25 protein-coding genes and 1 tRNA gene are annotated in these 22,831 nt (G+C 70.3%); 19 read left to right on the forward strand and 7 right to left on the reverse strand.

Features of this window, described 5'->3' with window-relative positions; all coding sequences use genetic code 11:
* The 5 genes from BJ991_RS06505 to BJ991_RS06525 are packed head-to-tail and all read left to right on the forward strand — an operon-like array spanning nucleotide 1 to nucleotide 4,645.
* A complete protein-coding gene (locus BJ991_RS06505; RefSeq protein ID WP_179488505.1) occupies nucleotides 1-1,080 on the forward strand; it encodes an ornithine cyclodeaminase family protein in 1,080 nt (359 codons plus the stop codon).
* The gene (locus tag BJ991_RS06510; protein WP_218852888.1) at nucleotides 1,077-1,592 is read left to right on the forward strand and encodes a LeuD/DmdB family oxidoreductase small subunit; all 516 of its coding nucleotides are present in this window, start codon (nucleotides 1,077-1,079) and stop codon (nucleotides 1,590-1,592) included. The genes BJ991_RS06505 and BJ991_RS06510 overlap by 4 nt, the downstream gene beginning before the upstream one ends.
* Nucleotides 1,592-2,860: a 3-isopropylmalate dehydratase large subunit gene (locus BJ991_RS06515; RefSeq protein WP_218852889.1), complete on the forward strand. Its 1,269-nt coding sequence runs from the start codon at nucleotides 1,592-1,594 to the stop codon at nucleotides 2,858-2,860. The genes BJ991_RS06510 and BJ991_RS06515 overlap by 1 nt, the downstream gene beginning before the upstream one ends.
* Complete coding sequence (locus tag BJ991_RS06520) at nucleotides 2,857-4,131, forward strand: 3-isopropylmalate dehydratase large subunit (RefSeq protein ID WP_179488507.1); 1,275 nt, start codon at nucleotides 2,857-2,859, stop codon at nucleotides 4,129-4,131. Before BJ991_RS06515 ends, BJ991_RS06520 begins: the two co-directional genes overlap by 4 nt.
* Nucleotides 4,124-4,645 carry a LeuD/DmdB family oxidoreductase small subunit gene (locus tag BJ991_RS06525; protein ID WP_179488509.1) on the forward strand — a complete coding sequence of 174 codons (522 nt, stop codon included), beginning with the start codon at nucleotides 4,124-4,126 and terminating at the stop codon, nucleotides 4,643-4,645. Before BJ991_RS06520 ends, BJ991_RS06525 begins: the two co-directional genes overlap by 8 nt.
* Before the next feature lie 55 nt (nucleotides 4,646-4,700).
* Here the strand turns inward: BJ991_RS06525 and BJ991_RS06530 are convergent, their stop codons facing one another.
* Nucleotides 4,701-6,272, reverse strand: a complete 1,572-nt coding sequence (locus BJ991_RS06530) for a helix-turn-helix domain-containing protein (protein ID WP_179488511.1) — start codon at nucleotides 6,270-6,272, stop codon at nucleotides 4,701-4,703.
* A 91-nt stretch (nucleotides 6,273-6,363) separates the two neighbouring features.
* Between BJ991_RS06530 and gabT the strand changes: the two genes are divergently transcribed.
* The 7 genes from gabT to nusG all read left to right on the forward strand — a co-directional run bounded on the left by gabT (nucleotide 6,364) and on the right by nusG (nucleotide 11,835).
* Nucleotides 6,364-7,731: a 4-aminobutyrate--2-oxoglutarate transaminase gene (gene gabT, locus BJ991_RS06535; RefSeq protein WP_179488513.1), complete on the forward strand. Its 1,368-nt coding sequence runs from the start codon at nucleotides 6,364-6,366 to the stop codon at nucleotides 7,729-7,731.
* A gap of 61 nt (nucleotides 7,732-7,792) precedes the next feature.
* Nucleotides 7,793-9,157, forward strand: a complete 1,365-nt coding sequence (locus tag BJ991_RS06540; RefSeq protein ID WP_179488515.1) for an NAD-dependent succinate-semialdehyde dehydrogenase — start codon at nucleotides 7,793-7,795, stop codon at nucleotides 9,155-9,157.
* Nucleotides 9,158-9,221: 64 nt separating this feature from the next.
* A complete protein-coding gene (locus BJ991_RS06545) occupies nucleotides 9,222-9,563 on the forward strand; it encodes a hypothetical protein (protein WP_179488517.1) in 342 nt (113 codons plus the stop codon).
* A gap of 71 nt (nucleotides 9,564-9,634) precedes the next feature.
* Complete coding sequence (locus BJ991_RS06550; protein WP_179488519.1) at nucleotides 9,635-10,069, forward strand: pyridoxamine 5'-phosphate oxidase family protein; 435 nt, start codon at nucleotides 9,635-9,637, stop codon at nucleotides 10,067-10,069.
* A 170-nt stretch (nucleotides 10,070-10,239) separates the two neighbouring features.
* A tRNA-Trp gene (locus BJ991_RS06555) sits at nucleotides 10,240-10,312 on the forward strand.
* A gap of 45 nt (nucleotides 10,313-10,357) precedes the next feature.
* Nucleotides 10,358-10,630, forward strand: coding sequence for a preprotein translocase subunit SecE (secE, locus tag BJ991_RS06560; protein ID WP_179488521.1), 273 nt, complete (start codon nucleotides 10,358-10,360; stop codon nucleotides 10,628-10,630).
* Between the two features lie 59 nt (nucleotides 10,631-10,689).
* Entirely contained in the window at nucleotides 10,690-11,835 is a 1,146-nt protein-coding gene (gene nusG / locus BJ991_RS06565) for a transcription termination/antitermination protein NusG (RefSeq protein WP_179488523.1), read from the forward strand.
* A 61-nt stretch (nucleotides 11,836-11,896) separates the two neighbouring features.
* Here nusG and BJ991_RS06570 read toward each other — a convergent pair whose 3' ends face one another.
* Nucleotides 11,897-12,292: a VOC family protein gene (locus BJ991_RS06570; RefSeq protein WP_179488525.1), complete on the reverse strand. Its 396-nt coding sequence runs from the start codon at nucleotides 12,290-12,292 to the stop codon at nucleotides 11,897-11,899.
* 101 nt (nucleotides 12,293-12,393) lie between these two features.
* Here BJ991_RS06570 and BJ991_RS06575 point away from each other — a divergent pair, with 101 nt between their 5' ends.
* The 5 genes from BJ991_RS06575 (at nucleotide 12,394) to BJ991_RS06595 (ending at nucleotide 16,927) form a co-directional block, all read left to right on the forward strand.
* Entirely contained in the window at nucleotides 12,394-13,374 is a 981-nt protein-coding gene (locus BJ991_RS06575) for a helix-turn-helix transcriptional regulator (protein ID WP_179488527.1), read from the forward strand.
* Nucleotides 13,375-13,488: 114 nt separating this feature from the next.
* Nucleotides 13,489-13,920 (forward strand): 50S ribosomal protein L11, encoded by a 432-nt coding sequence (gene rplK, locus BJ991_RS06580; RefSeq protein ID WP_179488529.1) that lies wholly within the window; start codon nucleotides 13,489-13,491, stop codon nucleotides 13,918-13,920.
* A 14-nt stretch (nucleotides 13,921-13,934) separates the two neighbouring features.
* Complete coding sequence (rplA, locus tag BJ991_RS06585; RefSeq protein ID WP_179488531.1) at nucleotides 13,935-14,624, forward strand: 50S ribosomal protein L1; 690 nt, start codon at nucleotides 13,935-13,937, stop codon at nucleotides 14,622-14,624.
* A 224-nt stretch (nucleotides 14,625-14,848) separates the two neighbouring features.
* A complete protein-coding gene (locus tag BJ991_RS06590) occupies nucleotides 14,849-15,826 on the forward strand; it encodes an aldo/keto reductase (RefSeq protein WP_179488533.1) in 978 nt (325 codons plus the stop codon).
* A gap of 60 nt (nucleotides 15,827-15,886) precedes the next feature.
* Nucleotides 15,887-16,927 (forward strand): NAD(P)H-dependent flavin oxidoreductase, encoded by a 1,041-nt coding sequence (locus BJ991_RS06595; protein ID WP_343048666.1) that lies wholly within the window; start codon nucleotides 15,887-15,889, stop codon nucleotides 16,925-16,927.
* A 14-nt stretch (nucleotides 16,928-16,941) separates the two neighbouring features.
* Here the strand turns inward: BJ991_RS06595 and BJ991_RS06600 are convergent, their stop codons facing one another.
* Nucleotides 16,942-17,217 carry an acylphosphatase gene (locus tag BJ991_RS06600; protein WP_179488535.1) on the reverse strand — a complete coding sequence of 92 codons (276 nt, stop codon included), beginning with the start codon at nucleotides 17,215-17,217 and terminating at the stop codon, nucleotides 16,942-16,944.
* Nucleotides 17,218-17,279: 62 nt separating this feature from the next.
* Between BJ991_RS06600 and BJ991_RS06605 the strand changes: the two genes are divergently transcribed.
* A complete protein-coding gene (locus BJ991_RS06605; RefSeq protein ID WP_179488537.1) occupies nucleotides 17,280-17,651 on the forward strand; it encodes an iron chaperone in 372 nt (123 codons plus the stop codon).
* On the opposite strand, the gene BJ991_RS06610 is transcribed toward BJ991_RS06605, so the two are convergent.
* The gene (locus BJ991_RS06610) at nucleotides 17,629-18,297 is read right to left on the reverse strand and encodes a LysE family transporter (protein WP_179488539.1); all 669 of its coding nucleotides are present in this window, start codon (nucleotides 18,295-18,297) and stop codon (nucleotides 17,629-17,631) included. The genes BJ991_RS06605 and BJ991_RS06610 overlap by 23 nt on opposite strands.
* Before the next feature lie 71 nt (nucleotides 18,298-18,368).
* Between BJ991_RS06610 and BJ991_RS06615 the strand changes: the two genes are divergently transcribed.
* Nucleotides 18,369-19,262 carry an ArgP/LysG family DNA-binding transcriptional regulator gene (locus BJ991_RS06615; protein ID WP_179488541.1) on the forward strand — a complete coding sequence of 298 codons (894 nt, stop codon included), beginning with the start codon at nucleotides 18,369-18,371 and terminating at the stop codon, nucleotides 19,260-19,262.
* Between the two features lie 33 nt (nucleotides 19,263-19,295).
* On the opposite strand, the gene BJ991_RS06620 is transcribed toward BJ991_RS06615, so the two are convergent.
* The 3 genes from BJ991_RS06620 to BJ991_RS06630 all read right to left on the reverse strand — a co-directional run bounded on the left by BJ991_RS06620 (nucleotide 19,296) and on the right by BJ991_RS06630 (nucleotide 22,675).
* Nucleotides 19,296-20,327, reverse strand: a complete 1,032-nt coding sequence (locus tag BJ991_RS06620) for an NADP-dependent oxidoreductase (protein ID WP_179488543.1) — start codon at nucleotides 20,325-20,327, stop codon at nucleotides 19,296-19,298.
* A gap of 129 nt (nucleotides 20,328-20,456) precedes the next feature.
* Nucleotides 20,457-20,963, reverse strand: a complete 507-nt coding sequence (locus BJ991_RS06625) for a MarR family winged helix-turn-helix transcriptional regulator (RefSeq protein WP_179488545.1) — start codon at nucleotides 20,961-20,963, stop codon at nucleotides 20,457-20,459.
* Nucleotides 20,960-22,675, reverse strand: coding sequence for an MDR family MFS transporter (locus tag BJ991_RS06630; protein ID WP_179488547.1), 1,716 nt, complete (start codon nucleotides 22,673-22,675; stop codon nucleotides 20,960-20,962). Before BJ991_RS06630 ends, BJ991_RS06625 begins: the two co-directional genes overlap by 4 nt.
* Nucleotides 22,676-22,831: the final 156 nt, after the last annotated feature.

Genomic DNA, 22,831 nt, shown 5'->3' on the forward strand with positions numbered 1-22,831 from the left:
ATGAGAATCCTGTCGAACGCCGACGTCGAGCAGCTCCTGAGCCCTCTGGACGTGCTCGATGTCCTCGAGGTCGCGTATCGCGAGCTCGCCCAGGACCGCGGCCACAACCGCCCGCGCAACCACACGTACTTCCCGGTCGAGGATGAGCGGTACCCGGGCTTCCGGTTCCGCTTCAAGTCGCAGGAGGGCGGCAACATCTCCAGCGGCGTGTGGGGCACCCGCATCACATCCGACATGGTCGGCGTCGAGACGCTCCCCACCGGTGAGAAGCGCCGCCGGCTGCTCCCGGTCGCGCCGGGCGGCAACTACGTCGGGCTCGTGACGCTGTTCAGCCTCACCGAGCTCGCGCCGCTCGCGATCATCCACGACTCGGTCATCCAGAAGTACCGCGTCGGGGCGACGACGGCTCTGGGCATCCGGGAGATGGCGCGGGAGGACGTCACCGTCGCCGGCATGTTCGGCGCCGGCTGGCAGGCGGCCGCGCACCTCGAGACGCTCCTGCTCGTGCGTCCCGACATCGAGGAGATCCGCGTGTTCAGCCCGACGCGCGAGCGGCGCGAGACCTTCGCGGCGGACTGGGCCCACAAGACCGGTCGCAACGTGGTCGCCGTGGACGACCCGAAGCAGGCGGTCGTCGGATGCGGCATCGTGACCGCGGCCACGGCGGCGATGGACCCCGTGTTCGACGGCGCCTGGATCGAGCCCGGCACGCATGTGTCGTGCATCACGAGCCCGGACGGAACGGCGACGCGCCGCGAGCTCGACGACACCGCGTTCGACCGAGCCGGCCGCATCGTCGTGTTCAGCCGCGAGCAGGTGCACCACGACAAGCAGTTCGACATCCTCGGCCCCGTCGAGCGGGGCCTGAAGAAGTGGGAGGACATCCAGGAGCTCGGAGACATCCTGGTGGACCCCGCGCCCGCGCGCTCGAGCGAGGACGAGATCACGATCTTCGCGAACAACACCGGCATGGGCATCCAGTTCGCGGCGGTCGGGGCGAAGATCCTCGAGCTCGCGGAGGAGCGCGATCTCGGTCACGTCGTCCCGACCGAGTGGTTCGTCGAGGACACGACGCCGTGAGCGCCGTCACGAAGGACCGCCTCGGCGGCAAGAGCATCGTCTTCGGCGACGACATCAACACGGACGTCATCATCCCCGGCCGCTACCTCGTGAGCATCGACCCGGTCGAGCTCGGCGCGCACGCGTTCGAGCCGCTCGGGCCCGAGGTCCAGGCGAAGCTCAAGGAGAGCCGGGTCGTCGTCGCCGGTCGGAACTTCGGATGCGGCAGCGCGCGCGAGCAGGCGTCGACGTGCCTCATCGGAGTCGGCGTGACGGCCGTGGTGGCCCGCTCGTACTCGCGCGTCTTCTTCCGCAACGCGATCAACACGGGACTCGTGGCCGTGGAGTGCCCGGCGGCGGTCGACGCCATCACCGAGGGCGACGAGGTGTGGGTCGACTACGAGGCGGGGACCGTGACGGTCGGGGACCGGTCGTTCCCCTTCACGCCGTTCCCGCCGGTGCTGCGGGAGATCCTCGAGGCCGGCGGCCTCATCGAGCACCTCATGAAGAAGTTCGCTAAGGAGAAGAGCTGATGGGCAGGACTTTCGCCGTCAAGGCGCTCGAGCGCGCCTCGGGGGAGACGGGCCTGGTTCCCGGTCAGATCGTCGACGCCTACCCCGACCTCTACATGAGCCACACCGCGACCTGGCGCTGCATCAAGACGTGGGAGCGCATGGGCGAGCCGGAGCTGTTCGACAAGGACCGCATCGCGATGGTCATGGACCACATCTCGCCCGCGCAGACGGCGAAGATCGCGGGCGACCACCGGCTCTCGCGCGGCTTCCGAGACAAGATGGGCATCAAGAACTTCTTCGACGTCAACGCGGGCATCGCGCACGTCGTGCTGATGGAGAACGGGCTGGTCAAGCCCGGGAACCTCATCATCGGCACGGACTCGCACTCGACGATCTACGGCGCGCTCGGCGCGCTCGGCACGGGCGTGGGCTTCAGCGAGATCACGGCCGCGTGGGTCACCGGCAAGCTGTGGATGCGCGTCCCCGAGTCGATGAAGATCGTGGTGAAGGGGCCGCTCCCCGCCGGCGTCTATCCCAAGGACGTCATGCTCAAGCTCATCGGCGACATCAGCGCGGACGGCGCGACGTACTTCTCTGTCGAGTTCCACGGCGACTGGGTCGAGTCGCTCTCCACCTCGGAGCGCATGACGCTGTGCAACCTCGCGATGGAGGCGGGTGCGAAGAACGCGGTCGTGCCCCCGGATGCCGAGACCATGCGCTATCTCGCCGAGCACGGCGTCGACCTGGACACCGTCCAGCCGCTGGCATCCGACCCCGACGCCGTCTTCGAGAGGGCGATCGAGCTCGACGCGACGGAGCTGGAGCCCCAGATCGCGATCCCGCACAACGTCGACGACGTCGTGGGCATCTCGGGCGTGGCCGGCACGAAGGTCGACCAGGTGTTCATCGGATCGTGCGCGAACGCGAAGTACGACGACCTCGCGATCGCGGCGAAGTACCTCAAGGGCAACCGCATCGCCCCGGGCGTGCGGCTCGTGGTGACACCGGCATCCGCCGACATCATGGCGAAGGCCGCGGCCGACGGCATCGTCACGACGCTCATCGAGTCGGGCGCGCTCATCACGAACCCCGGATGCGGCGCATGCGCCGGCAGCGGCGGCGCGATGGCAGACGGCGAGGTCACGCTCTCCACCGCGAACCGCAACTTCCGCGGGCGCATGGGCAGCTACGAGTCCAGCATCTACCTGTCGAGCCCGGCGGTGGCCGCGGCATCCGCTGTCACCGGCGTCATCACCGACCCGCGTCACGTGGTGGTGCCGGCATGAACCTCGTCGAGAAGATCCTCGCGCGCGCGAGCGGGAGGGAGTCCGTGTCGGCAGGCGACGTCGTCGTGGCCGAGGTCGACCGGCTCGTGATGCACGACCTCAGCGCTTACCTCACGGGCAAGGTGTACGACGAGCGCGTCGGCGTCGACCTGCCGTACCCAGACCGCGTCGTCACGGTGTTCGACCACCACTTCTCGCCGCCCACCGAGCAGCAGGCGGACGTGCTCAACCGCAACCGCGAGTGGGCCAAGCGCCGTGGGACCCAGTTGTTCGACTGCGGCAGCGGGAACATCCACAATGTGCTCGTGCAGCACGGGCTCGCCCTGCCCGGGCAGATCGTCGTGGGCTCCGACAGCCACACGCCCGTTCACGGCGCCGTCGGAGCGCTCGCGGTCGCCCTCGGCAACGACTCGCACGCGGGAACGGTGATGCCGTTCGGCAAGGCGTGGTTCCGCGTGCCCGAGCTCGTCCAGATCGAGCTGTCGGGGCAGTTGCGGCCCGGCACCACGCCGCGCGACGTCGCGCTGTGGCTCGTGAAGGAGCTCGGCGAAGGGTCGGTCATCTACAAGGCGCTCGAGTTCACGGGCCCGTTCATCAAGGGCCTGGGGTTCTGGGATCGGTGGCTGTTCCCCGTGCTGTGCGTCGACCTCGGCGCGAAGTGCGGCTACATCGAGCCCGACGAGGTCACGCGCGCGTTCGTCGAGTCGCTGCCCAACGGCAGTGTCGACGGGATCGTCAACGGCGACGGAGACCCCGTCGAGGACGTCCGCCGGTTCGACGTGAGCGACCTCCCGCCGCAGGTGGCCGCGCCGCCCACGGTCGGCAACGTGCATCCGGTCGACGATGTCGTCGGCACGCCCGTGCAGTGGGCGGAGCTCGGCGGACACGGCGGCGGACGCCTCGAGGACTTCGTCCTCGCAGCCAGGGTGCTGCGCGGTCGGCGGATCCACCCGGACGTCAAGCTCAACCTCGTGCCCGGCAACCGCGAGGTCTTCCGGCGGGCGCTCGAGCTCGGCCTGGTCGCCGACCTCCACGAGGCCGGAGGCACATGGTTCCCGCCGAGCACCGGCTCGAACCAGACCGCGAACATGGGGGCGATGTCGGCCGGCGAGGCGATGATCTCGACCCACTCGCGCAACTTCCCCGGCCGCAACGGCAGCACGGAGGCGTCGATGTACCTGGCGTCGGCGCTCACGGTCGCGGCATCCGCGGTCGCAGGCCGCATCACAGACCCGCGCCGCCACGTCTCGGAAGGAAAGCCGCATGAGTGAGTTCGTCACGCGCTTCGAAGGGCGCTGCTGGAAGTTCGGCGCGAACATCCCGACGGACGCCCTCGTGAAGTCGGCGTATGTGTTCGACCCCATGGAGGAGATCGTCAAGCACGTGCTCGAGGACCACAACCCACGGTTCCCGCTCGAGGTGCAGCCGGGCGACATCGTCGTGGCCGGTCACCACTTCGGCCAGTCGTCGGGGCGGGCGATCGCGGCGAAGGCGCTCAAGGCCACGGGAATCGGATGCGTCGTGTCGAACGCGTTCTCGCGCACGTTCTCCCGCAACGTGTTCGAGATCGGGCTGCCGTCGCTCGAGGTGCCCGACGCGACCGAGCTCGTCGAGGACGGCCACCACCTCGTGGTGGACATCGCCGAGGGGCTCTTCCGCAACGAGACGACGGGAGCCGAGCGCCGGGTGCCGCCCGCGTCGCCGTTCCTGCTGCGGATGCTGGAGGCCGGCGGTCTCATCGCGCTCACGCAGTCCGACCCGAACTGGGCGGAGACCGCGCGCTGACTCATGCAGCGCGAGGGAGGCGTGACGCGCTCGGCGCCACGGACTGGACCCCTGCTCAGCTGCCCGCGACGCTGAGCGCGGCCCACACCTCGGCGCGCTCGGGGAAGGATGAGAGATCCCGCCCGAGCACGCGCTGCGCCGACGCGAGCCTGGCGCGCACGGTATGGCGATGGATGCCGAGCGCGCGCGAGGTCGCCTCGTGCGAGCAGTCCTGCTCGAGCCATGTGCGAACGGTCTCGCGCAGCGCCCCGCCGTGCGCCGTGTCGTACTCATCGAGCGGGGCGAGCAGCGCCGCCGCGACCGCGCGCGCCTCGTCGGACGGCTCCGCCGAGAGCACGCTCCCGACGCCCGCGTCGCCGAACCGCGACATAGGCGCACCCGCCGCCGCCCCGCGGTCCCGCGCGACGCGCGCCTCGCGCACGGCCGCCGAGAACGCCGAGTAGGGCGCCGGGCGCGACACCCCCACGCCGACCCCGAAGAGCTCCGCGAACTCGCCCACGAGCCCGTCGTGGTCGGCCGACGTCACGATCACCAGCCCGTCGTCGCCGCGACCGTAGAACACGTCGCCGCGGCTCTCGTCCGCCTTCAGCTCGAGCCACTCGGTCGCCGTGTGGTCGCGGGCCGTCGCGGCATCCGTCATCGCCACCGTGATCGGCGGATGCGGCAGCCCTCGCCACGCGTCGCGAGCGATGCGCCGTGCGAGGGTCGGATCGTCCGAGAGCAGCGACTGCACGACGCCGGCGCGCAGCGACGCCCGAGCACGGCCGAGGCCCTGGTTCTGCTCGAGCGCGAGTCCCGCCATCGCGATGACAGAGGTCACGACGCCGCGCTCCTCCTGGTCGAGGTCGCCCGAGGCGATCGCGATGACCCCGCGGAGGTGTCCTGTCCGCCCGAGCGTCTGCAGGGTGAACGGGGTGTCGCCGATGCGCAGCGACGACCCGGCCCGCGTGCCGCGCCGCAGCACCGTGCCTGCTTCGGCGGTCACCTGCGCGAGCGCCTCGGCGTCGAGGGCGCCGGCCGGATGCTCGCGCGTGAGGGATCCGGTCGCGTCGAACAGTCCGACCCACGCGTCGAGCTGCCGGGCGAGCTCGGCCAGCGTCGCGCCGAGGCCGTCGGGGCGCAGGGCCGCGAGCGAGATCGCGCGCTGCGCGGCGAGCGCCCACGAGCGCCGCGCGTACGCCTGCGCGGCGATCGCCTCGGCGTTCGCGCGGGCGACCGCGATGAACGGCGTCCGGTACGGGACCTCGAACAGCGCGAGTCCGGCGTCGCGGCATGCGCCGGCGAGTGCGGGCGGGATGCCCTCCTGGTCAGTGCTCGTCCACGTCCTGGAGCCCAGCTCGGGGCCCAGGCCGGTCCCGAACCCGAGTCCCAGCACGCCGCGGGCCGTGAGCCGGCGCACGTACGCGGAGTAGTCCTCCTCGTCCGCGCCCCGGAACTGCGTGCCCGTCGTCAGCAGCACGAGACCGTCCGAGAGGAAGGGCGTCGGATCGGCGAGGTCGGAGCTGTGCACCCAGCGAACCGGCCGGTCGAGGGCCTCATCGTCGGCGGGTGCGGTCTCCAGGCGCAGGCGCAGGTCGGTGCGCGCGAGCAGGGCGCGCAGCGTAGGGGAGTCGCTGACCACGGTCATGTGACCTTCCTGTACGTGGCGTACATCACCGTAGGGAGAATGTACATGCAGGAGAGTGCGGGTGCGGCATCCGGCTCTTAATCTCCCTTTCATGACCGCTGCCGACACCGCCGACACGATCGCCGCCCCGCCCCTCGGAGGACCCTCGCTTCCCCAGGAGCGGCGCGTCGTGACGAGCATCCCGGGCCCGCGGTCGCAGGAGCTGCTCGCGCGCAAGGCCGCGGCGGTCGCCGCGGGCGTCGGGCACACGGCACCGATCGAGGCCGTCGCCGCGGGCGGGGGCGTGGTCGTCGACGCCGACGGCAACTCGCTCATCGACCTCGGCTCGGGCATCGCCGTCACGACCGTGGGCAACGCGCACCCGAAGGTCGTCGAAGCGGTTCAGGCGCAGGTGGCGCAGTTCACCCACACGTGCTTCATGATCTCGCCGTACGAGTCGTACGTCGCGGTCGCCGAGGCGCTCAACCGCATCACGCCGGGCGACCACGAGAAGAAGAGCGCGCTGTTCAACTCGGGGGCCGAGGCGGTCGAGAACGCCGTCAAGATCGCGCGCAAGTTCACGAAGAAGCAGGCGGTCGTCGCTTTCGACCACGGCTACCACGGCCGCACGAACCTCACGATGGCGCTGACGGCGAAGTCCATGCCGTACAAGAGCGGTTTCGGACCCTTCGCGAGCGAGATCTACCGCGCACCGCTGTCGTACCCCTTCCGCGATGGACTGAGCGGGCCGGATGCCGCGAAGCGCGCGATCTCCGTCATCGAGAAGCAGGTCGGCGCCGACAACCTCGCCGCCGTCATCATCGAGCCGATCCAGGGCGAGGGCGGATTCATCGTCCCCGCCGACGGCTTCCTCCCCGCTCTCGCCGAGTGGTGCCGCGCGAACGGCGTGGTGTTCATCGCCGACGAGATCCAGACCGGCTTCGCTCGCACGGGGGCGATGTTCGCGAGCGAAGGGTTCGGCGTCGTGCCGGACCTCATCACGACCGCCAAGGGCATAGCGGGGGGCTTGCCCTTGGCGGCCGTGACCGGCCGGGCGGAGATCATGGACGCCTCGCACGCCGGCGGCCTCGGCGGCACGTACGGCGGAAACCCTGTCGCGTGCGCCGCGGCGCTCGCGTCCATCGACGTGTTCGAGAGCGAGAACCTGTCGCAGCGGGCCCGCGAGGTCGGCGAGATCCTCGTGTCGCGCCTCACGGCGATGCAGGCGGGCGACCCGCGCATCGGAGATGTGCGCGGACGCGGCGCGATGGTCGCCGCCGAGCTCGTCGACCCGGCGACGGGCGACCCGGATGCCGCGCTGACCGCCGCCGTCGCGAAGGAGTGCATCGCGCGAGGCGTCATCGTGCTCACGTGCGGCACGCATGGCAACGTGATCCGGTTCCTCCCGCCGCTGTCGATCGGCGACGACCTGCTGAACGAGGGCCTGGACGTGCTGGCCGAGGTGCTCGCCGCCGCGTGATCTCCCGTGCCGGACGCGTCCGGGCACGGCAGACTGTCTGAAAGAACCGATCGGAGAGCAGATGACCGACTACGCCGTCGTCAATCCGGCCACGGGCGAGACTGTGGCCACGTTCCCCGCATTCACCGACGCCGAGGTCGAGGAATGCATCGCACGCGCGGATGCCGCATACCGCACGTGGCGCGAGACGCCCGTCGCCGAGCGCGCCGCGCTCGTCCGCCGGGTCGCCGAGCTGCACCGCGAACGACGCGATGAGCTCGCCCGGATCATCGTGCGCGAGATGGGCAAGCCGCTCGAGGCCGCGCTGGGCGAGGTCGACTTCGCCGCCGACATCACGGAGTTCTACGCCGACAACGCCGAGAGGATCACCGCCGACCAGCCGATCGACATCCTCGGCGAGGGCAGCGCCGTCATCCGCAAGTCGCCCCTCGGGGTGCTGCTGGGCATCATGCCGTGGAACTTCCCGTATTACCAGGTCGCCCGCTTCGCGGCGCCGAACCTCGTGCTCGGCAACACGATCCTGCTGAAGCACGCGTCGCAGTGCCCTGAGTCGGCGGCGGCGATCGAGGCGATCTACCGTGACGCCGGCATGCCCGGCGGCACGTACGTGAACCTCTACGTCACCAACGAGCAGGCTGCGCAGGTCATCGCCGACACGCGCGTGCAGGGCGTGTCGGTGACGGGCTCCGAGCGCGCCGGTGCAGCCGTCGCCGAGGTCGCCGGCCGCAACCTCAAGAAGGTCGCCCTCGAGCTCGGCGGGTCGGATCCGTTCATCCTGCTCAGCACGTCCGATCTCGACGCGACCGTTCAGGCGGCGGTCGAGGCGCGCCTCGACAACACGGGCCAGTCGTGCAACGCCGCGAAGCGCTTCATCGTCGCGGACGACCTGTACGAGCCGTTCCTCGAGAAGTTCACCGAGGCGATGAAGGCCGCGAAGGTCGGCGACCCGCTCGCCGACGACACCGTGCTCGGCCCGCTCTCGTCGCTCACGGCGGCGCAGCGCCTCGAGGAGCAGGTGCAGCGTGCGGTCGAGCAGGGCGCGAAGCTCGTCGTGGGCGGCACGCGCGACGGCGCGTTCTTCGAGCCGACCGTGCTGACCGACGTCACGCCCGACATGGACGCGTACCGCGAGGAGTTCTTCGGCCCTGTGGGCATGGTGTTCCGCGCGAACGACGAGGACGAGGCGGTCGAGATCGCGAACGGCACGCCCTTCGGCCTCGGCTCGTACGTCTACACGACCGACCCCGAGCAGGCCCAGCGCGTGGCCGACCGCATCGACGCGGGCATGGTCTACGTCAACATCGTGCTCGCCGACTCGCCCGAGCTCCCGTTCGGCGGCGTCAAGCGGTCCGGCACCTCGCGTGAGCTCGGCCTTCTGGCCGCGGACGAGTTCGTCAACAAGAAGCTCATCCGCGTCGGTCCGTGATCGCAGCCGTCGCCTCGGCGATGGCCTCGTCCGCCCACTGAACCTGCTGGGGCGTGCCCAGCGGATGGCCGCGTCCTTCGAACGCTCGAACTCGGCGAGCGCCTCGTCGAAGCGCCCCGCGTCGAAGTGGGCCCATCCGGCGTTGTTGTGCAGGCTCACGTGCCAGCGCAGCGTGCGCGGGTCGCTCGGCGAGGTCGGCGGGGTTCGCGTCGAGCACCGCATCGCCCTCGGCGAAGCGATCCTGGAGGCCCAGCGCACGGGCGACCTGGGTCTGGAGCTCGGCGCGGGCGGCGGCATCCGTCTCGGCCTCGGCGGCCTCGCGCAGCCGGCCTTCCGACCCCGCGGATCGGAGAAGTCCCACAGAGCGTCGAGGTCTTCCTGGCGCAGCGTCATGCGCCGATCGTAGGGCGGCGGAAGATCTCCCGGGAGGTGGCGCGACGCTGGCGCCGGATGCCTCGCACAGGGCACGATGGAGTCATGAGCGACACCGACCCCGTCGTCGTCCTGGACGACGCCCAGTGCTGGGAGCTGCTGCGCGGGCAGGAGCTCGGGCGCCTGGTGACGCACGTCGGCCGGGTGATCGACATCTTCCCGGTCAACTACGTCGTCGACGACGAGACGATCGTGTTCCGCACCGCCGAGGGCAGCAAGCTTTTCGAGCTGACGGTCAACGACGAGGTCGTGTTCGAGGTCGACGACCACACCGACGACGAGGCGTGGAGCGTCATCGTGCGCGGCCACGCGCACCGACTCGACACGGCCGGCGAGGTCGAGCACGCCGACAGCCTGCCGCTTCGTCCGTGGATCCCGACGCTCAAGTACAACTACGTCGTGGTCAAGCCCGACGCGCTCACGGGGCGGCTGTTCCGACGCGAGTCCGAGCCCGATCGATACGGTATCCAGCAGTACTGAGAGCGCGCCTCGATATGCCCCGCTCGGTTCGCGACCCCCAAGGGCATGCCGTACACTGGGTGATGCAGTTGAAATCTGCATTCTTTTGCCGTGCCCGCCAGTTTGGCAGACTCCCTCATCGTGATGGACTCGGCGCAGGAGTGCGGGTTGCCGAGGCCCGCCGGGTCTCTAGGGCGGTAGCTCAATTGGCAGAGCAGCGGTCTCCAAAACCGCAGGTTGCAGGTTCGATTCCTGTCCGCCCTGCGCGTCAGCCCAAGCTGGCACATGGAAGGTAATCAGGTGGGTTCGATGGTCCAGGATGAGCCGAAGGGCGAAGTCGTCGCGAAGGGCGACGCCACGCCGCGCGAGAAGAAGCCGAACGTCTTCGCGCGCATCGCCCTCTTCATCCGCCAGGTCTTCGCCGAGCTTCGCAAGGTCGTCACGCCGACGCGTCAGGAGCTCGTGAAGTTCACGCTGGTGGTGCTCGGCTTCGTCATCGTCATGATGGCCTTCGTCTATGGCCTCGACGTTCTCTTCGTCTGGGTCACGACCGTCGTCTTCGGAGTGCCGGGCGGCGCCTGATCGCACCGAGCGGCGCGGGTCATGGCATCCGCAGCCGTCCACGAAGAAAGAGATGTCAAGTGTCTGAGAGATATGTCGACGACGCCGATTGGGCGCCCGCGGCCGAGCAGTCCAGTGAGGATGACGAAGCCCAGGAGGGCAACGTCCTCGCGGCCGAGGAGCGCGCTGTCGAGGCGGCGGAGCACAGCGCTCTGCACATCGTCGACGACGAGGAAGAAGACGACGAGAACCTCGACGACCTCGAAGACATCGACGACATCGACGACCCGGAGGCAGATGCGATCGTGAACGACGCACTGGAAATCGACGAGGCCGCTGAGGCCGAGGCGGCAGCCGAGGTGCTGAACGACTCGATCGCCGAAGAAGCAGCCGAGCGCGAGGCCGAGGCGGCCGAAGAGATCACCCCCTACGACGGCCCCGACATCAACGGCGACGAAGACCGCCCTGTGCTCGACGAGGACTTCGTCGAGGAAGTCGAGGCAGCCGCCGAGGAGGTCGACGAGGTCGAGGCATCCGTCTCGCCCGCCGACGCCGCGACCGAGCCCGAGGGCGCCGAGGGCGCAGACGAGACGGATGACTCGGTCGAAGACCCATACGAGGCGTTCCGCACGGAGCTGCGCCTGCTCCCCGGCAAGTGGTACGTCATCCACTCGTACGCCGGCTTCGAGCGCAAGGTGAAGGCGAACATCGAGCAGCGCAAGTCCACGCTCGAGGTCGAGGACGAGATCTACCAGGTCGAGGTCCCGATGGAGGACGTCGTCGAGATCAAGAACGGCCAGCGCAAGATGGTCACGCGTGTCCGGATCCCCGGCTACGTGCTCGTGCGCATGGAGCTCAACGAAGACACGTGGTCGGTCGTGCGGCACACGCCCGGCGTCACCGGCTTCGTGGGCAACGCGCACAACCCGACACCGCTGCGCTTCGAAGAGGCCTTCAACATGCTGAAGTCGCTCGTCGAGGTCAAGGAGGTCGCTCCCGCGAAGGGCGGCGCCGCAAAGGGCGGTCAGGCCGTGGCCCGCTCCATCCCGGCCGAGGTCGACTTCGAGGTCGGCGAGACCATCACGATCAAGGAGGGCTCGTTCGCCGGTCTTCCCGGCACGATCAGCGAGATCAAGCCCGAGAGCGGAAAGCTCACGGTGCTCGTGTCGCTCTTCGAGCGCGAGACTCCGGTCGAGCTCAGCTTCGACCAGGTCACCAAGCTCTGACGAAACCCGAACTCACGAGAACGCCCCGCAGGCTCCGGCCGGCGGGGCGTTCTCGTCTCGCTCACGCGTGCTGCGCGGCCCAATGCGGGCTCTGGATGAGCCCGAGGAGGTTCCCGAACGGGTCGCTCACCGACGCCGACCACCAGCCCTCGCCGCGTTGCGTCACCGGGTCGAACGGCTTCGCGCCGAGCTCGACGAGCCGGTCGAACGCGGCCGGGATGTCGTCGACGTGGATGCTGACGAGCGCGCCACCGGGGGAGGGGAGTGCGGGGCGGTAGGCGCTGGACATGAGGGCGAGCTCGTCCTCGTCGTCGCCGAAGCGCCACTCGGCGTACTGGGCCGGGCCGGTCTCGGGCCGCGTGAAGTAGGGCGGGGCGTCGAGTACGCGTGTGTACCAGTCGATCGCAGCCGTCATGTCGTCGGCCACCAGGTTGAGGTTCGCGAGTCCGCGGAGCATGTCTTCGTTCCTTCCGTCGGCGGTTCCGTCAACCGCTTCGAGGTCCAGCCTTCCGGCTAAAGTGATCAAGAACTGATCGCTCTAACCACAAGTCTGGAGTCATGCGCGCAGACCGCCTCATTCAGGCGCTCCTCCTTCTCCAGGGGCGCGAGTCACTCACCGCGGCAGAGCTCGCGGCCGAGCTCGAGGTGTCGGTGCCGACGGCGCGCCGCGACCTCGAAGCCCTCCTCGCGGCCGGCGTCCCCCTCTACCCGCAACCCGGGCGGGGCGGGGGCTGGCGGCTCATCGGCGGCGCCCGCACCGACCTCACGGGGCTCACCGGTCCCGAGGCGACGGCGCTGTTCCTCCAGCTCGTCCGGGAAGGTGCCGACTCCGACGCGGCGACCCGCGCGAGGCGCAAGGTCGTGCAGGCGCTGCCCGCCTCGTTCCGAGTGGCGGCCGAGCGCATCGCCGCGACGACCGTCGTCGGCCCGGAGTGGGGAGCGGCGCCCGGCGAGCCCGAGCCCGGTGAGGCGGCACTGCTCCAACAGGCGATCGCCGACGAGCGGCTCGTGTCGTTCGAGTACGGCGCGGAGCGCCGGACCCTCGAGGTGGTTCCGCTCGTGGTCGGCCGGCGCGGGCGCCGCTGGTACCTCATGGCCGCCCCGGCGCACCCCGGGACCGAGACGGCGGATGCCGCGCGGCTGCGGACGTACCGCGTCGACCGGATGGGCGGCCTGAGGGCGCTCCGCGCGCGGGGCCGCGCTGCGGCAGGCTTCGTGCCGGGGGAGGCGTGGGACGCGATGGTGACCGAGATGGAGGCGCGGCGGGGCGCGGCATCCGCCACCGTCTCGGTCGAAGCCCACGCGGTCGCGCCGCTGTGCTCCCGATTCGGCGTGCACGCGCGCGTGATCGACGAGGGCGACGAGCGCTCCGTCGTCGAGGTGCGGGCGCAGAGCGACGAGGCGCTCGCCGAGCAGCTCGCCGGCTGGACCCCCGCCGCGCGGGTGCTCGAGCCCGCGTCGGTCACGCGCGCGCTCGCCGATCTCGGCGCGCAGCTCGTGGCGACCTACGGTTCGGAGGGCACCGCCCGCGTGCGGTAGACTGTCTTGGTTTTGTGTGCGCTTTCGCGCGCGCTGACGACACCGCGTTCCGGAACGGCCGGATCTGCGGGAGAACCGGATGCCCCGGCATCCGATTCGATGAGAGGAAAACACATGGCACCGAAGAAGAAGGTGACCGGCCTGATCAAGCTCCAGATCAACGCCGGCGCCGCCAACCCGGCGCCGCCGATCGGCCCCGCGCTCGGTCAGCATGGCGTCAACATCATGGAGTTCTGCAAGGCGTACAACGCGGCGACCGAGTCGCAGCGCGGCAACGTCATCCCCGTCGAGATCACCGTCTACGAGGACCGCAGCTTCACTTTCGTCCTGAAGACCCCGCCCGCCGCTGAGCTCATCAAGAAGGCCGCCGGCGTGCAGAAGGGCTCGAAGACACCGCACACCGCCAAGGTGGGCAAGCTCACCAAGGACCAGGTGCGTCAGATCGCCGAGACGAAGCAGCCCGACCTGAACGCGAACGACATCGAGGCCGCCTCGAAGATCATCGCCGGCACCGCCCGTTCCATGGGCATCACGGTCGAGGACTGAGGGGAGTAAAGAACATGGCCACCAAGTCCAAGGCTTACGAAGCAGCGGTCGCGAAGATCGACCGCACCAAGCTCTACTCGCCCGCCGAGGCCGTCGCCCTCGCGAAGGAGACCGGCTCGAAGAAGTTCGACTCGACCGTCGAGGTCGCGCTCAAGCTCTCGGTCGACCCCCGCAAGGCCGACCAGATGGTGCGCGGCACCGTCATGCTGCCGCATGGCACGGGCAAGACCGCGCGCGTCATCGTGTTCGCCACCGGTCCGGCCGCTGAGGCCGCGATCGCGGCGGGCGCCGACGAGGTCGGCGGCGCCGAGCTCATCGAGAAGGTCGCCGGCGGCTGGACCGACTTCGACGCGGCCGTCGCCACGCCCGAGCTCATGGGCCAGGTCGGTCGCCTGGGCAAGGTCCTGGGTCCCCGCGGCCTCATGCCGAATCCCAAGACCGGCACCGTGACCCCCAACCCGGCCAAGGCCGTCGAGGAGATCAAGGGCGGCAAGATCGAGTTCCGCGTCGACAAGCACGCCAACGTGCACTTCGTCGTCGGCAAGGCCTCGTTCTCGGCCGATCAGCTGAACGAGAACCTGCACGCCGCTCTCGAAGAGATCGTGCGTCTCAAGCCGTCGAGCTCGAAGGGCCGTTACATCCAGAAGGGCGCCGTGTCGACCACGTTCGGCCCCGGCATCCCGCTGGACGTCAACTCCATCTGACGCATCGCCGTCGCATTCACGAGGGGCTCCGCCATCCGGCGGGGCCCCGTCGTGTTTTCCGCGGATGCGCCGGGGACGGAGCCACCGTCAGCTCGCACGCCGGGCGGCCGCTGCGCGCTCGGGCTGCCTGCTGAGTGAAAACCCCCCGTCGAGCGTCGCCGGAGAGCGGCAGAATGGGGAATCCCGCGCTCCGCGCCACACGTCGACGAAGGGTCACCCCAGCGATGAAGCACACACGTCTCGGCTCGTCCGGTCTCCGCATCTCGAGGATCGTGCTCGGCTGCATGAGCTACGGAGATCCGAACCGGGGCGCGCACGCGTGGTCGATGGGCATCGACGACGCGCGCCCGCTCTTCCGCCGTGCGATCGAGGCGGGCATCACGACGTTCGACACCGCGAACGTGTACTCGCTCGGCAGCAGCGAGGAGATCACGGGGCAGCTCCTGCGCGAGTTCTCGTCGCGCGACGACGTCGTCATCGCGACGAAGGTCGCGATGCGCATGGGTCCTGGTCCGAAGGACTCCGGCCTTTCGCGTGCGGCGATCATGGCCCAGGCGGATGCCTCGCTCCTCCGCCTCGGCACGGACTACATCGACCTCTACCAGATCCACCGCCTCGACCCCGCCGTGCCGATGGAGGAGATCATGGAGGCCCTCCACGACCTCGTCCGCGCGGGCAAGGTGCGCTACATCGGGGCGTCGTCGATGTGGGCGTGGCAGTTCGCGAAGCTCCAGCACACCGCCGAGCGCAACGGCTGGACTCGGTTCGTGTCGATGCAGGACCAGTACAACCTCCTCATGCGCGAGGAGGAGCGGGAGATGCATCCGCTGTGTCTGGATCAGGGCGTCGGGGTCATCCCGTGGAGCCCGCTCGCCCGCGGCCGCCTCAGCCGCGAGTGGGGCACCGAGACGGCGCGCACCGCGACCGACGACTTCGGCAACACGCTCTACCACCAGCAGGAGCAGTCCGACCGGGCGATCGTCGACGCGGTCGGTGCGATCGCCGCGGAGCGCGGCGTCTCGCGTGCGCAGGTCGGGCTCGCATGGGTGCTCTCGAAGCAGGCGGTGTCGGCCCCGATCATCGGCGCGACGAAGCCGCACCACCTCGACGAGGCGATCGCGGCCGTCGACCTCGAGCTCGGCGAAGACGAGATCGCCCGGCTCGAGGCGCCGTACACGCCTCGGCTGCCGGAAGGGTTCTGAGCCCGCGGACCGTCGTAACGAAGAGGGGACGGATGCCGCATCCGCAGTAGCGTCGAAAGCGTGACGGATCTGCGCGACACCCTCGGAATCGACGCCCCGATCGTCCTCGGCCCGTTCGGAGGTCTCTCGTCGGCCGAGCTCACGGCGGCCGTCAGCGAGCTCGGCGGACTCGGCTCGTACGGGCTGTACGGGTACTCGCCCGGGCGCATCCGCGACACGATCGCGGCGATTCGCGAGCGCACGGCGAAGCCCTTCGCGGTGAACCTGTGGCTCGCGACGGGAGACGAGGTGACGCCGGCGGACGTGGACCTCGAGCCCCGCATCTCAGAGCTCGCGCCGGTGTTCGAGGAGCTCGGCCTGCCGCTCCCGAAGCCGCCCGCCGCGTTCCTTCCCGACCTGTCCGCACAGCTCGAGGCCGTGCTCGACGCGGCGCCGGCGGTGCTGAGCGTCGTGTACGGAGTGCCGGGCGCCGAGCTCGTCCAGGCTGCGCGGGAGCGGGGCATGCGTCTCATCGGCACCGCCACCACCGTTGCGGAAGCCGTCGCGCTCGACGAAGCCGGGGTCGACGCGATCGTCGCGACGGGGGCCGAGGCCGCGGGGCACCGCGTGTCGTTCCTGGCACCCGCCGAGGAGTCGCTCGTCGGCACGTTCTCCCTCGTGCCGCAGGTGGCCGACGCCGTGCGGGCGCCCGTGATCGCGGCGGGCGGGGTCGCCGACCGACGAGGGGTCGCCGCGGCTTTCGCGCTCGGCGCGTCGGGTGTGCAGGTCGGCACGGCGTTCCTGCGCACTCAGGAGTCCGCGGCGCCGCCGTCGCACCGGCGCGCGATCGCCGGGGCATCCGACACGACGACCGTGCTCACGCGTGCGATGAGCGGGCGGCTCGCGCGCGGCATCCCGAACCGGGCGATGCGGATGCTCCAAGACGCGACGAACCTGCCTTTCCCCGCGCAGAACTGGCTCACGGGGCAGTTCCGCGCCGAGGCCGGGCGTCGCGACCTCAGCGACCTCGTGTCGCTGTGGGCGGGACAGTCGGCGCCGCTCGCTCGCCGGGAGAGGGCGGTCGAGGTGTTCGCGGAGCTGGGCGCCGGGCTGCCCGGCTGACCGTCACCCCGCGGTCACTCGGTCGGCAGCACGTCGAACCCGCGCGAGCCGGCCGGCGCGGCATCCGACACTCTCGCCTCGCGCACGTGTGAGCCGGGCGGTCCCTCGGCCATCCACGCGACCACTTCGTCGACCTGCTCGGGCGTGCCCTCGATCTCGGCCTCGACGCTCCCGTCGCGGCGGTTGCGCACCCACCCGGTCACCCCGGCGTCACGCGCGACCATGCGCATCGTGTAGCGATAGCCGACGCCCTGGACCTCTCCGCGGACGACCACGTGCACGCGCTTCATGCCTCCATCGTGCCGCGACGCGGCCCCTGGGCACGAGGGCCACGGAGTGGAAGGATGCGCTCATGGGCACTGTCGACAACTATCTCGCCTCGCTCGATCCGGCCGACCGCGAGGTCATCGCGCATGTGTTCGATGTCGCGCGCGAGACGATCCCCGACCTCGAGCAGGGCACGAGTTACGGCATGCCGGCGCTGACGTACCGGGGCAAGGCTCTCATCGCCGTGATGCGCACGAAGAAGCACATCGGCGTGTACCCGTTCAGTGGCCTGGTGCCCGAGCGCATCGCGTCGGCACTCGAGGGGATCGAGTTCGACAAGGGCACGATCCGCTTCCAGCCCGAGGATCCGCTGCCCGACGACACGATCCGTGCGATCGTCGAGGCGCGGCGGGCCGAGATCGACGACCCGTCGCTCAGGAAGGCAGCACGAGGCTGACGGCGATCGCGAACATCACGACCGCGATCACGCCGTCGAGGATCCGCCACGCGCGCGGGGTCGACAGCCAGCGGCTGAGGTAGCGGGCGCCGAGCGCGAGACCGAAGAACCACAGCACGCTCGCCGCCATCGCCCCGACCGCGAAGATCCAGCGTGCGTCGCCGTGCGTGTTCGCGACCGATCCGATCAGGAACACCGTGTCGAGGTACACGTGCGGGTTCAGCCACGTGAGCGCGAGGCACGTCAGCACGACGGGCACGAGCCGAGTGCGCGACTTGGTCGCGGCGGCGGCGCGGTGCGCGGCGGATGCCGCGGCGTCGGCCGGAGCATCCGCGTCGGCGCGGGCGTCGAGCACCTGACCGCTCGGCGTGAGCGCTCGACGCAGGGCGAGGATCCCGTACCCCGCCAGGAAGAGGGCGCCCGCCCAGCGGACGACGTCGATGATCCACGGGACGGCGAGGAGCACGAGACCGACGCCCGAGACGCCGAGGGCGATGAGGACTGAATCGGATGCCGCGCAGATCGCCGCGACCACGAGGACGTGCTCGCGGCGCAGGCCCTGGCGCAGGACGAACAGATTCTGCGCGCCGATGGCGACGATGAGCGAGAGGCCGAGGCCGAAGCCCGCGAGGGCGGAGGGGACCACGGGTTCGACGCTAAGGGTCGCACCAACCGAAGACCAGCTCAGGATACTTCACGAGCATTAGCATCGCTTAAGTGAGGATCCCGCTCGAGCTCGCCGAGACCGTCGCCGCCGTCGTCGACGAGGGCACCCTCGACGCGGCCGCCCGACGGCTGCACATCACACCGTCCGCGGTGAGCCAGCGCATCAAGACCCTCGAGGAGCAGCTCGGTCGTACCGTCGTCGTCCGATCGAGGCCCGTGCGGGCGACGGATGCCGGAGCCGCCGTCGTGCGGCTCGCGCGCCAGCTCGCCCTGCTCGAGCACGACGTGCTCGCCGAGCTCGGCGTCGGCGACGAGCGCTCGGGGACGCTCGTGTCGGTGCCCCTCGCGGTCAACGCCGACTCTCTCGCGACGTGGTTCCTCGCGCCGCTCGCGCGGCTGAGCGAGCGGCTGCCCGTCGTGTTCGAGCTGCACCGCGACGACCAGGACTTCACTGCCGGGCTGCTCGAGTCGGGGACGGTGATGGGCGCGGTCACCTCGCGCACGACGCCGGTCGCCGGATGCCGCGTCAGCAGCCTCGGGACCATGCGGTACGAGGCGGTCGCGACTCCGGGGTTCGTCGCCCGCTGGCTTGCCGGCGGCGTCGACGCCGACGCGCTCGCGGTCGCGCCGGTCGTGGAGTTCGATCGTCGCGACGACCTGCAGTCGCAGTGGCTCACGGCGCGCGGTGTCGACCCGGCGACCCCGCCGAGGCACTACGTGCCGGCGTCGAACGACTTCGCGACCGCGATCAAGATCGGGCTCGGATGGGGACTGCTGCCGCGGTTCCAGTCCGCCGAGGCCCTCGAGTCGGGCGCCCTCGTGCCGCTCGGCGGCCCGCCGGTCGACGTCGTCCTGCACTGGCAGCAGTGGAACCTGCGCTCCCCCCTGCTCGACGCGGTCGCCGACGAGATCGTGGCCGAGGGGAGGAGGGTGCTAGCCGCGTGAGAGTGCCCCAAACCCCGACCGACGACGACAGGCTCAGTCGTCGCTGATGCGCAGCACGACCTTGCCCCGCGTATGGCCTCGCTCGAGTTCGGCGTGCGCGGCCGCGGCATCCGCGAGATCGAAGACCCTGTCGACGTAGACCTGCACCGCCCCCGACTCCAGCAGCCGCGCGATCGTGGCGAGCGCAACGCCGTCGGGAACGACCTTGTACGAGGTCGCACGCACGCCCGCGTCGGCGGCTGCTTCGGCATAGCCCGGCCACGCGCCGGTCGGCACCATGACGTACAGGCCGCCCAGGCGCAGGACCGTCAGCGACCGCGTGCCGGTGGCGTCGTGCACGTTGCCGACGAGGTCGATGACGACGTCGACGTTGCCGACCACCTCTTCGAATCGGGTCGTCGTGTAATCGATGACGACGGATGCCCCGAGCTCCCGCAGCCACGACGCGTTGCGCCCCGAGCCGGTCGCCGTCACGTGCGCGCCGAAGTACGCCGCGAACTGCACGGCGAAATGCCCGACGCCTCCGCTCCCGGCGTGGATGAGGATGCGCTGCCCCTCGTGCGCATGCGCGGTCTCGACGATGAGCCCCCACGCGGTGAGCGCCGCGAGGGGGACCCCCGCCGCCTCGACGTGCGAGAGCGAGGGCGGCTTGCGCGCGACGGACAGCGACGGCACGACGGCGTACTCGGCGTAGGTGCCGGTCGTGCGCGGGAAGGCCGCCATGCCGAACACCTCGGCTCCGGGCTGGAGCGGATGCGACTCGTACGGCGACCTCACGACGATGCCGCTGAAGTCGTAGCCGAGCACCGCGGGGTAGGCGTCGATGGCGGCCGACGCGCCCTTGCCCGCCCGCGTCTTCGCATCGATCGGGTTCACGCCCGCCGCGACGACGCGCACGAGCAGTTCGCTGAGGACCGGGGCGGGGACGGGAACGGATGCCTCGCGCAGCGCTTCGGCCGCGCCGGGGGAGTCGTACACCACCGCGCGCATGACCTCGGGCGGGTCGGGGACCGGGAGGGGAGGGGCATCCGGGACCGAGGCGGTTCGCAAAGGCCGGAATCTCATCGGTCGCTCCTTCCGTGAGAGTGCGGCACGCGGTCGTTCCCGCTGCGCCCAGTCAACTCCTCGTATGTCTCGGGCGTGTTACGCGAGTGCTACCGCGGCGAGAAACACCCGTCACGTGGTTCTCATCCGTCACTTCTCGAGCAGTCTGCGCGTCGACTCGAGGTCGTCGAACCCGCCGGGCTCCTCGGCCAGGCCGAACGCGTGCAGCAGCACGGCGAAACGGCGCACGTCGTCGACGCTCCACGACCGCAGCGCCTCGGCGAGGTTGCTCCGCTCTGGACTGCGCGCCTGCTCGAGGCGTCGGCGCCCTTCCTCGGTGAGCGACAGCAGCGACGAGCGGCGGTCGTGAGGATCGGGCGCTCGCTCGACGAGACCCACATTCTCGAGCCACGCCACCGTGCGGCTCGTGAGCCCCTTGTCGAGCGTGAGCGCCTCCGCGAGCGCCGAGACCGTGATCGGCTCGTCGCGCGAGATGCGCGCGAACACCTTGTACGCCCCCGGATGCATCCCCGGCTCGATGCGCTCGGCGGCATCGCGCACCTGACGGCGGAACCGCGTCACGAGGTCGCTGAGCTCGACCTCGAGGACGCGCACGGCCAGCGTGCGGTCCTCGGGGTCGGTGGCTCGCGTGGTCATCGCGATTCGTCCTCGCGCTTCGCGGAACGGGTGGCGGATGCCGCGGCATCCGTCTTCACCGTCTCGGCCGTCGCCGTGATCGCGTCCATGCCCTCGCTCACCGACACCGTCGCGAGGTCGGCCTCGCTCGCGCGCAGGCGCTCGGTCGTCGTCATGCGGGTGAGCGGCTTGTTCGGGAGGAACACGATCGCCAGGAGCGAGACGACCGCGAACGGCACGGCGATGAGGAACGAGTGCGAGATCCCCTGCGCGTAGATGTCCTCGAAGAGGGTCCGCAGCGGCTCGGGCATCGCCGAGACCTTGGGCAGCGCCCCGGACTGCAGCTGCTCGCTCCAGTACTGCGCCTTGTCGCCGAGGGCCATGATCGCCGCCGCGATGTCGTCCTTCGCACCCGCCACGAGGTTGGTCACGGTCGCGGCGAGCGCGGCGCCCATGATCGAGACGCCGATCGTGCCGCCGAGGCTCCGGAAGAACGTGACGCCCGAGCTCGCGACGCCGATCTCGGTCGGCTTCGCCGTGTTCTGCACGACGAGCACGAGGTTCTGCATCGTCATGCCGACACCGGCGCCGAGCAGGAACATGTACAGCGAGACGAGGGCGAAGTTCGTGTCGTACTCGATCGTCGACAGCAGGTACGAGCCGGCGGTGAGGGAGATCGCGCCCACGATGAGGTACGGCTTCCAGCGGCCGAACTTCGTGACGAGCGCTCCGACGCCGACCGACGCGAGCAGCAGGCCGGCGATCATCGGGATCGTCATGACGCCGGCCTCGGTGGGCGTCGCACCGCGCGCGAGCTGCATGTACTGGCTGAGGAAGACCGACGCGCCGAACATCGCGATGCCCGTGGCGATCGATGCGACCACCGAGAGCGTGAAGGTCGCATCGCGGAACAGCGACAGCGGCACGAGCGGCTCCTTCGAGCGAAGCTCGACGATCACGAACAGCACGGCCGCGACGATGGCGCCGCCCACCATGAGGAGGGTCGTCGCGCTCCACCAGTCGTAGTCGGTGCCTGCCCCCGTCACCCAGATGAGCAGCAGCGACGTCGCGACCGACAGCAGCACGATGCCGAAGTAATCGATCGAGACCTTGCGCTTGGGCCGCGGGGAGATGTGCAGGGTCTTCTGCAGGATGATGAGCGCGGCGACGGCGAAGGGGATCGCGACGAAGAAGTTCCAGCGCCAGCCCCACGCGTCGGTGATGAGGCCGCCCACCAGCGGTCCGCCGACCGTCGCGACGGCCATGACCGCGCCGAACAGGCCCATGTACCGGCCGCGCTCGCGCGGGCTGATGATGTCGGCCATGATCACCTGGCTGAGCGCCGCGAGACCGCCCGCGCCGAGGCCCTGCGCCGCGCGGAACGCGATGAGCATGCCGGGATCCTGCGAGAAGCCCGCCGCCGCGGTCGCCACCACGAACAGCGTCAGCGCGATCTGGATGAGCAGCTTGCGGTTGAACAGGTCGGCGAGCTTGCCCCAGATGGGGGTCGAGATCGCCGTCGTGAGCAGCGTCGCAGTGATGACCCACGTGAAGGCGGCCTGGTCGCCGGAGAGGTCGTGGACGATGACCGGCAGCGACGTCGAGACGACGGTCGACGCGAGCATCGAGACGAACATGCCCAGCAGCAGGCCGGACAGCGCCTCGAGCACCTGGCGGTGCGACATCGAGGGCTTGGCGCCGGCCGTGACCTGGTCGGGGGAGGTCTGTGACATGAAGCTCTTTCGAGAGAGGGGAGAGACGGATGCCGCGACGGCGACGGCTGCGGGAGATCGTTGACGAAAGTCAACGATAGAGGAAATCGTTGATCTGCGTCAACTATTCCCGTCGGCGCGCGCGCACGTCCCCGGCGGCGCCGGGATGGCCGCCGC

The sequence above is a fragment of the Microbacterium immunditiarum genome (assembly GCF_013409785.1).
Taxonomy (GTDB): domain Bacteria; phylum Actinomycetota; class Actinomycetes; order Actinomycetales; family Microbacteriaceae; genus Microbacterium; species Microbacterium immunditiarum.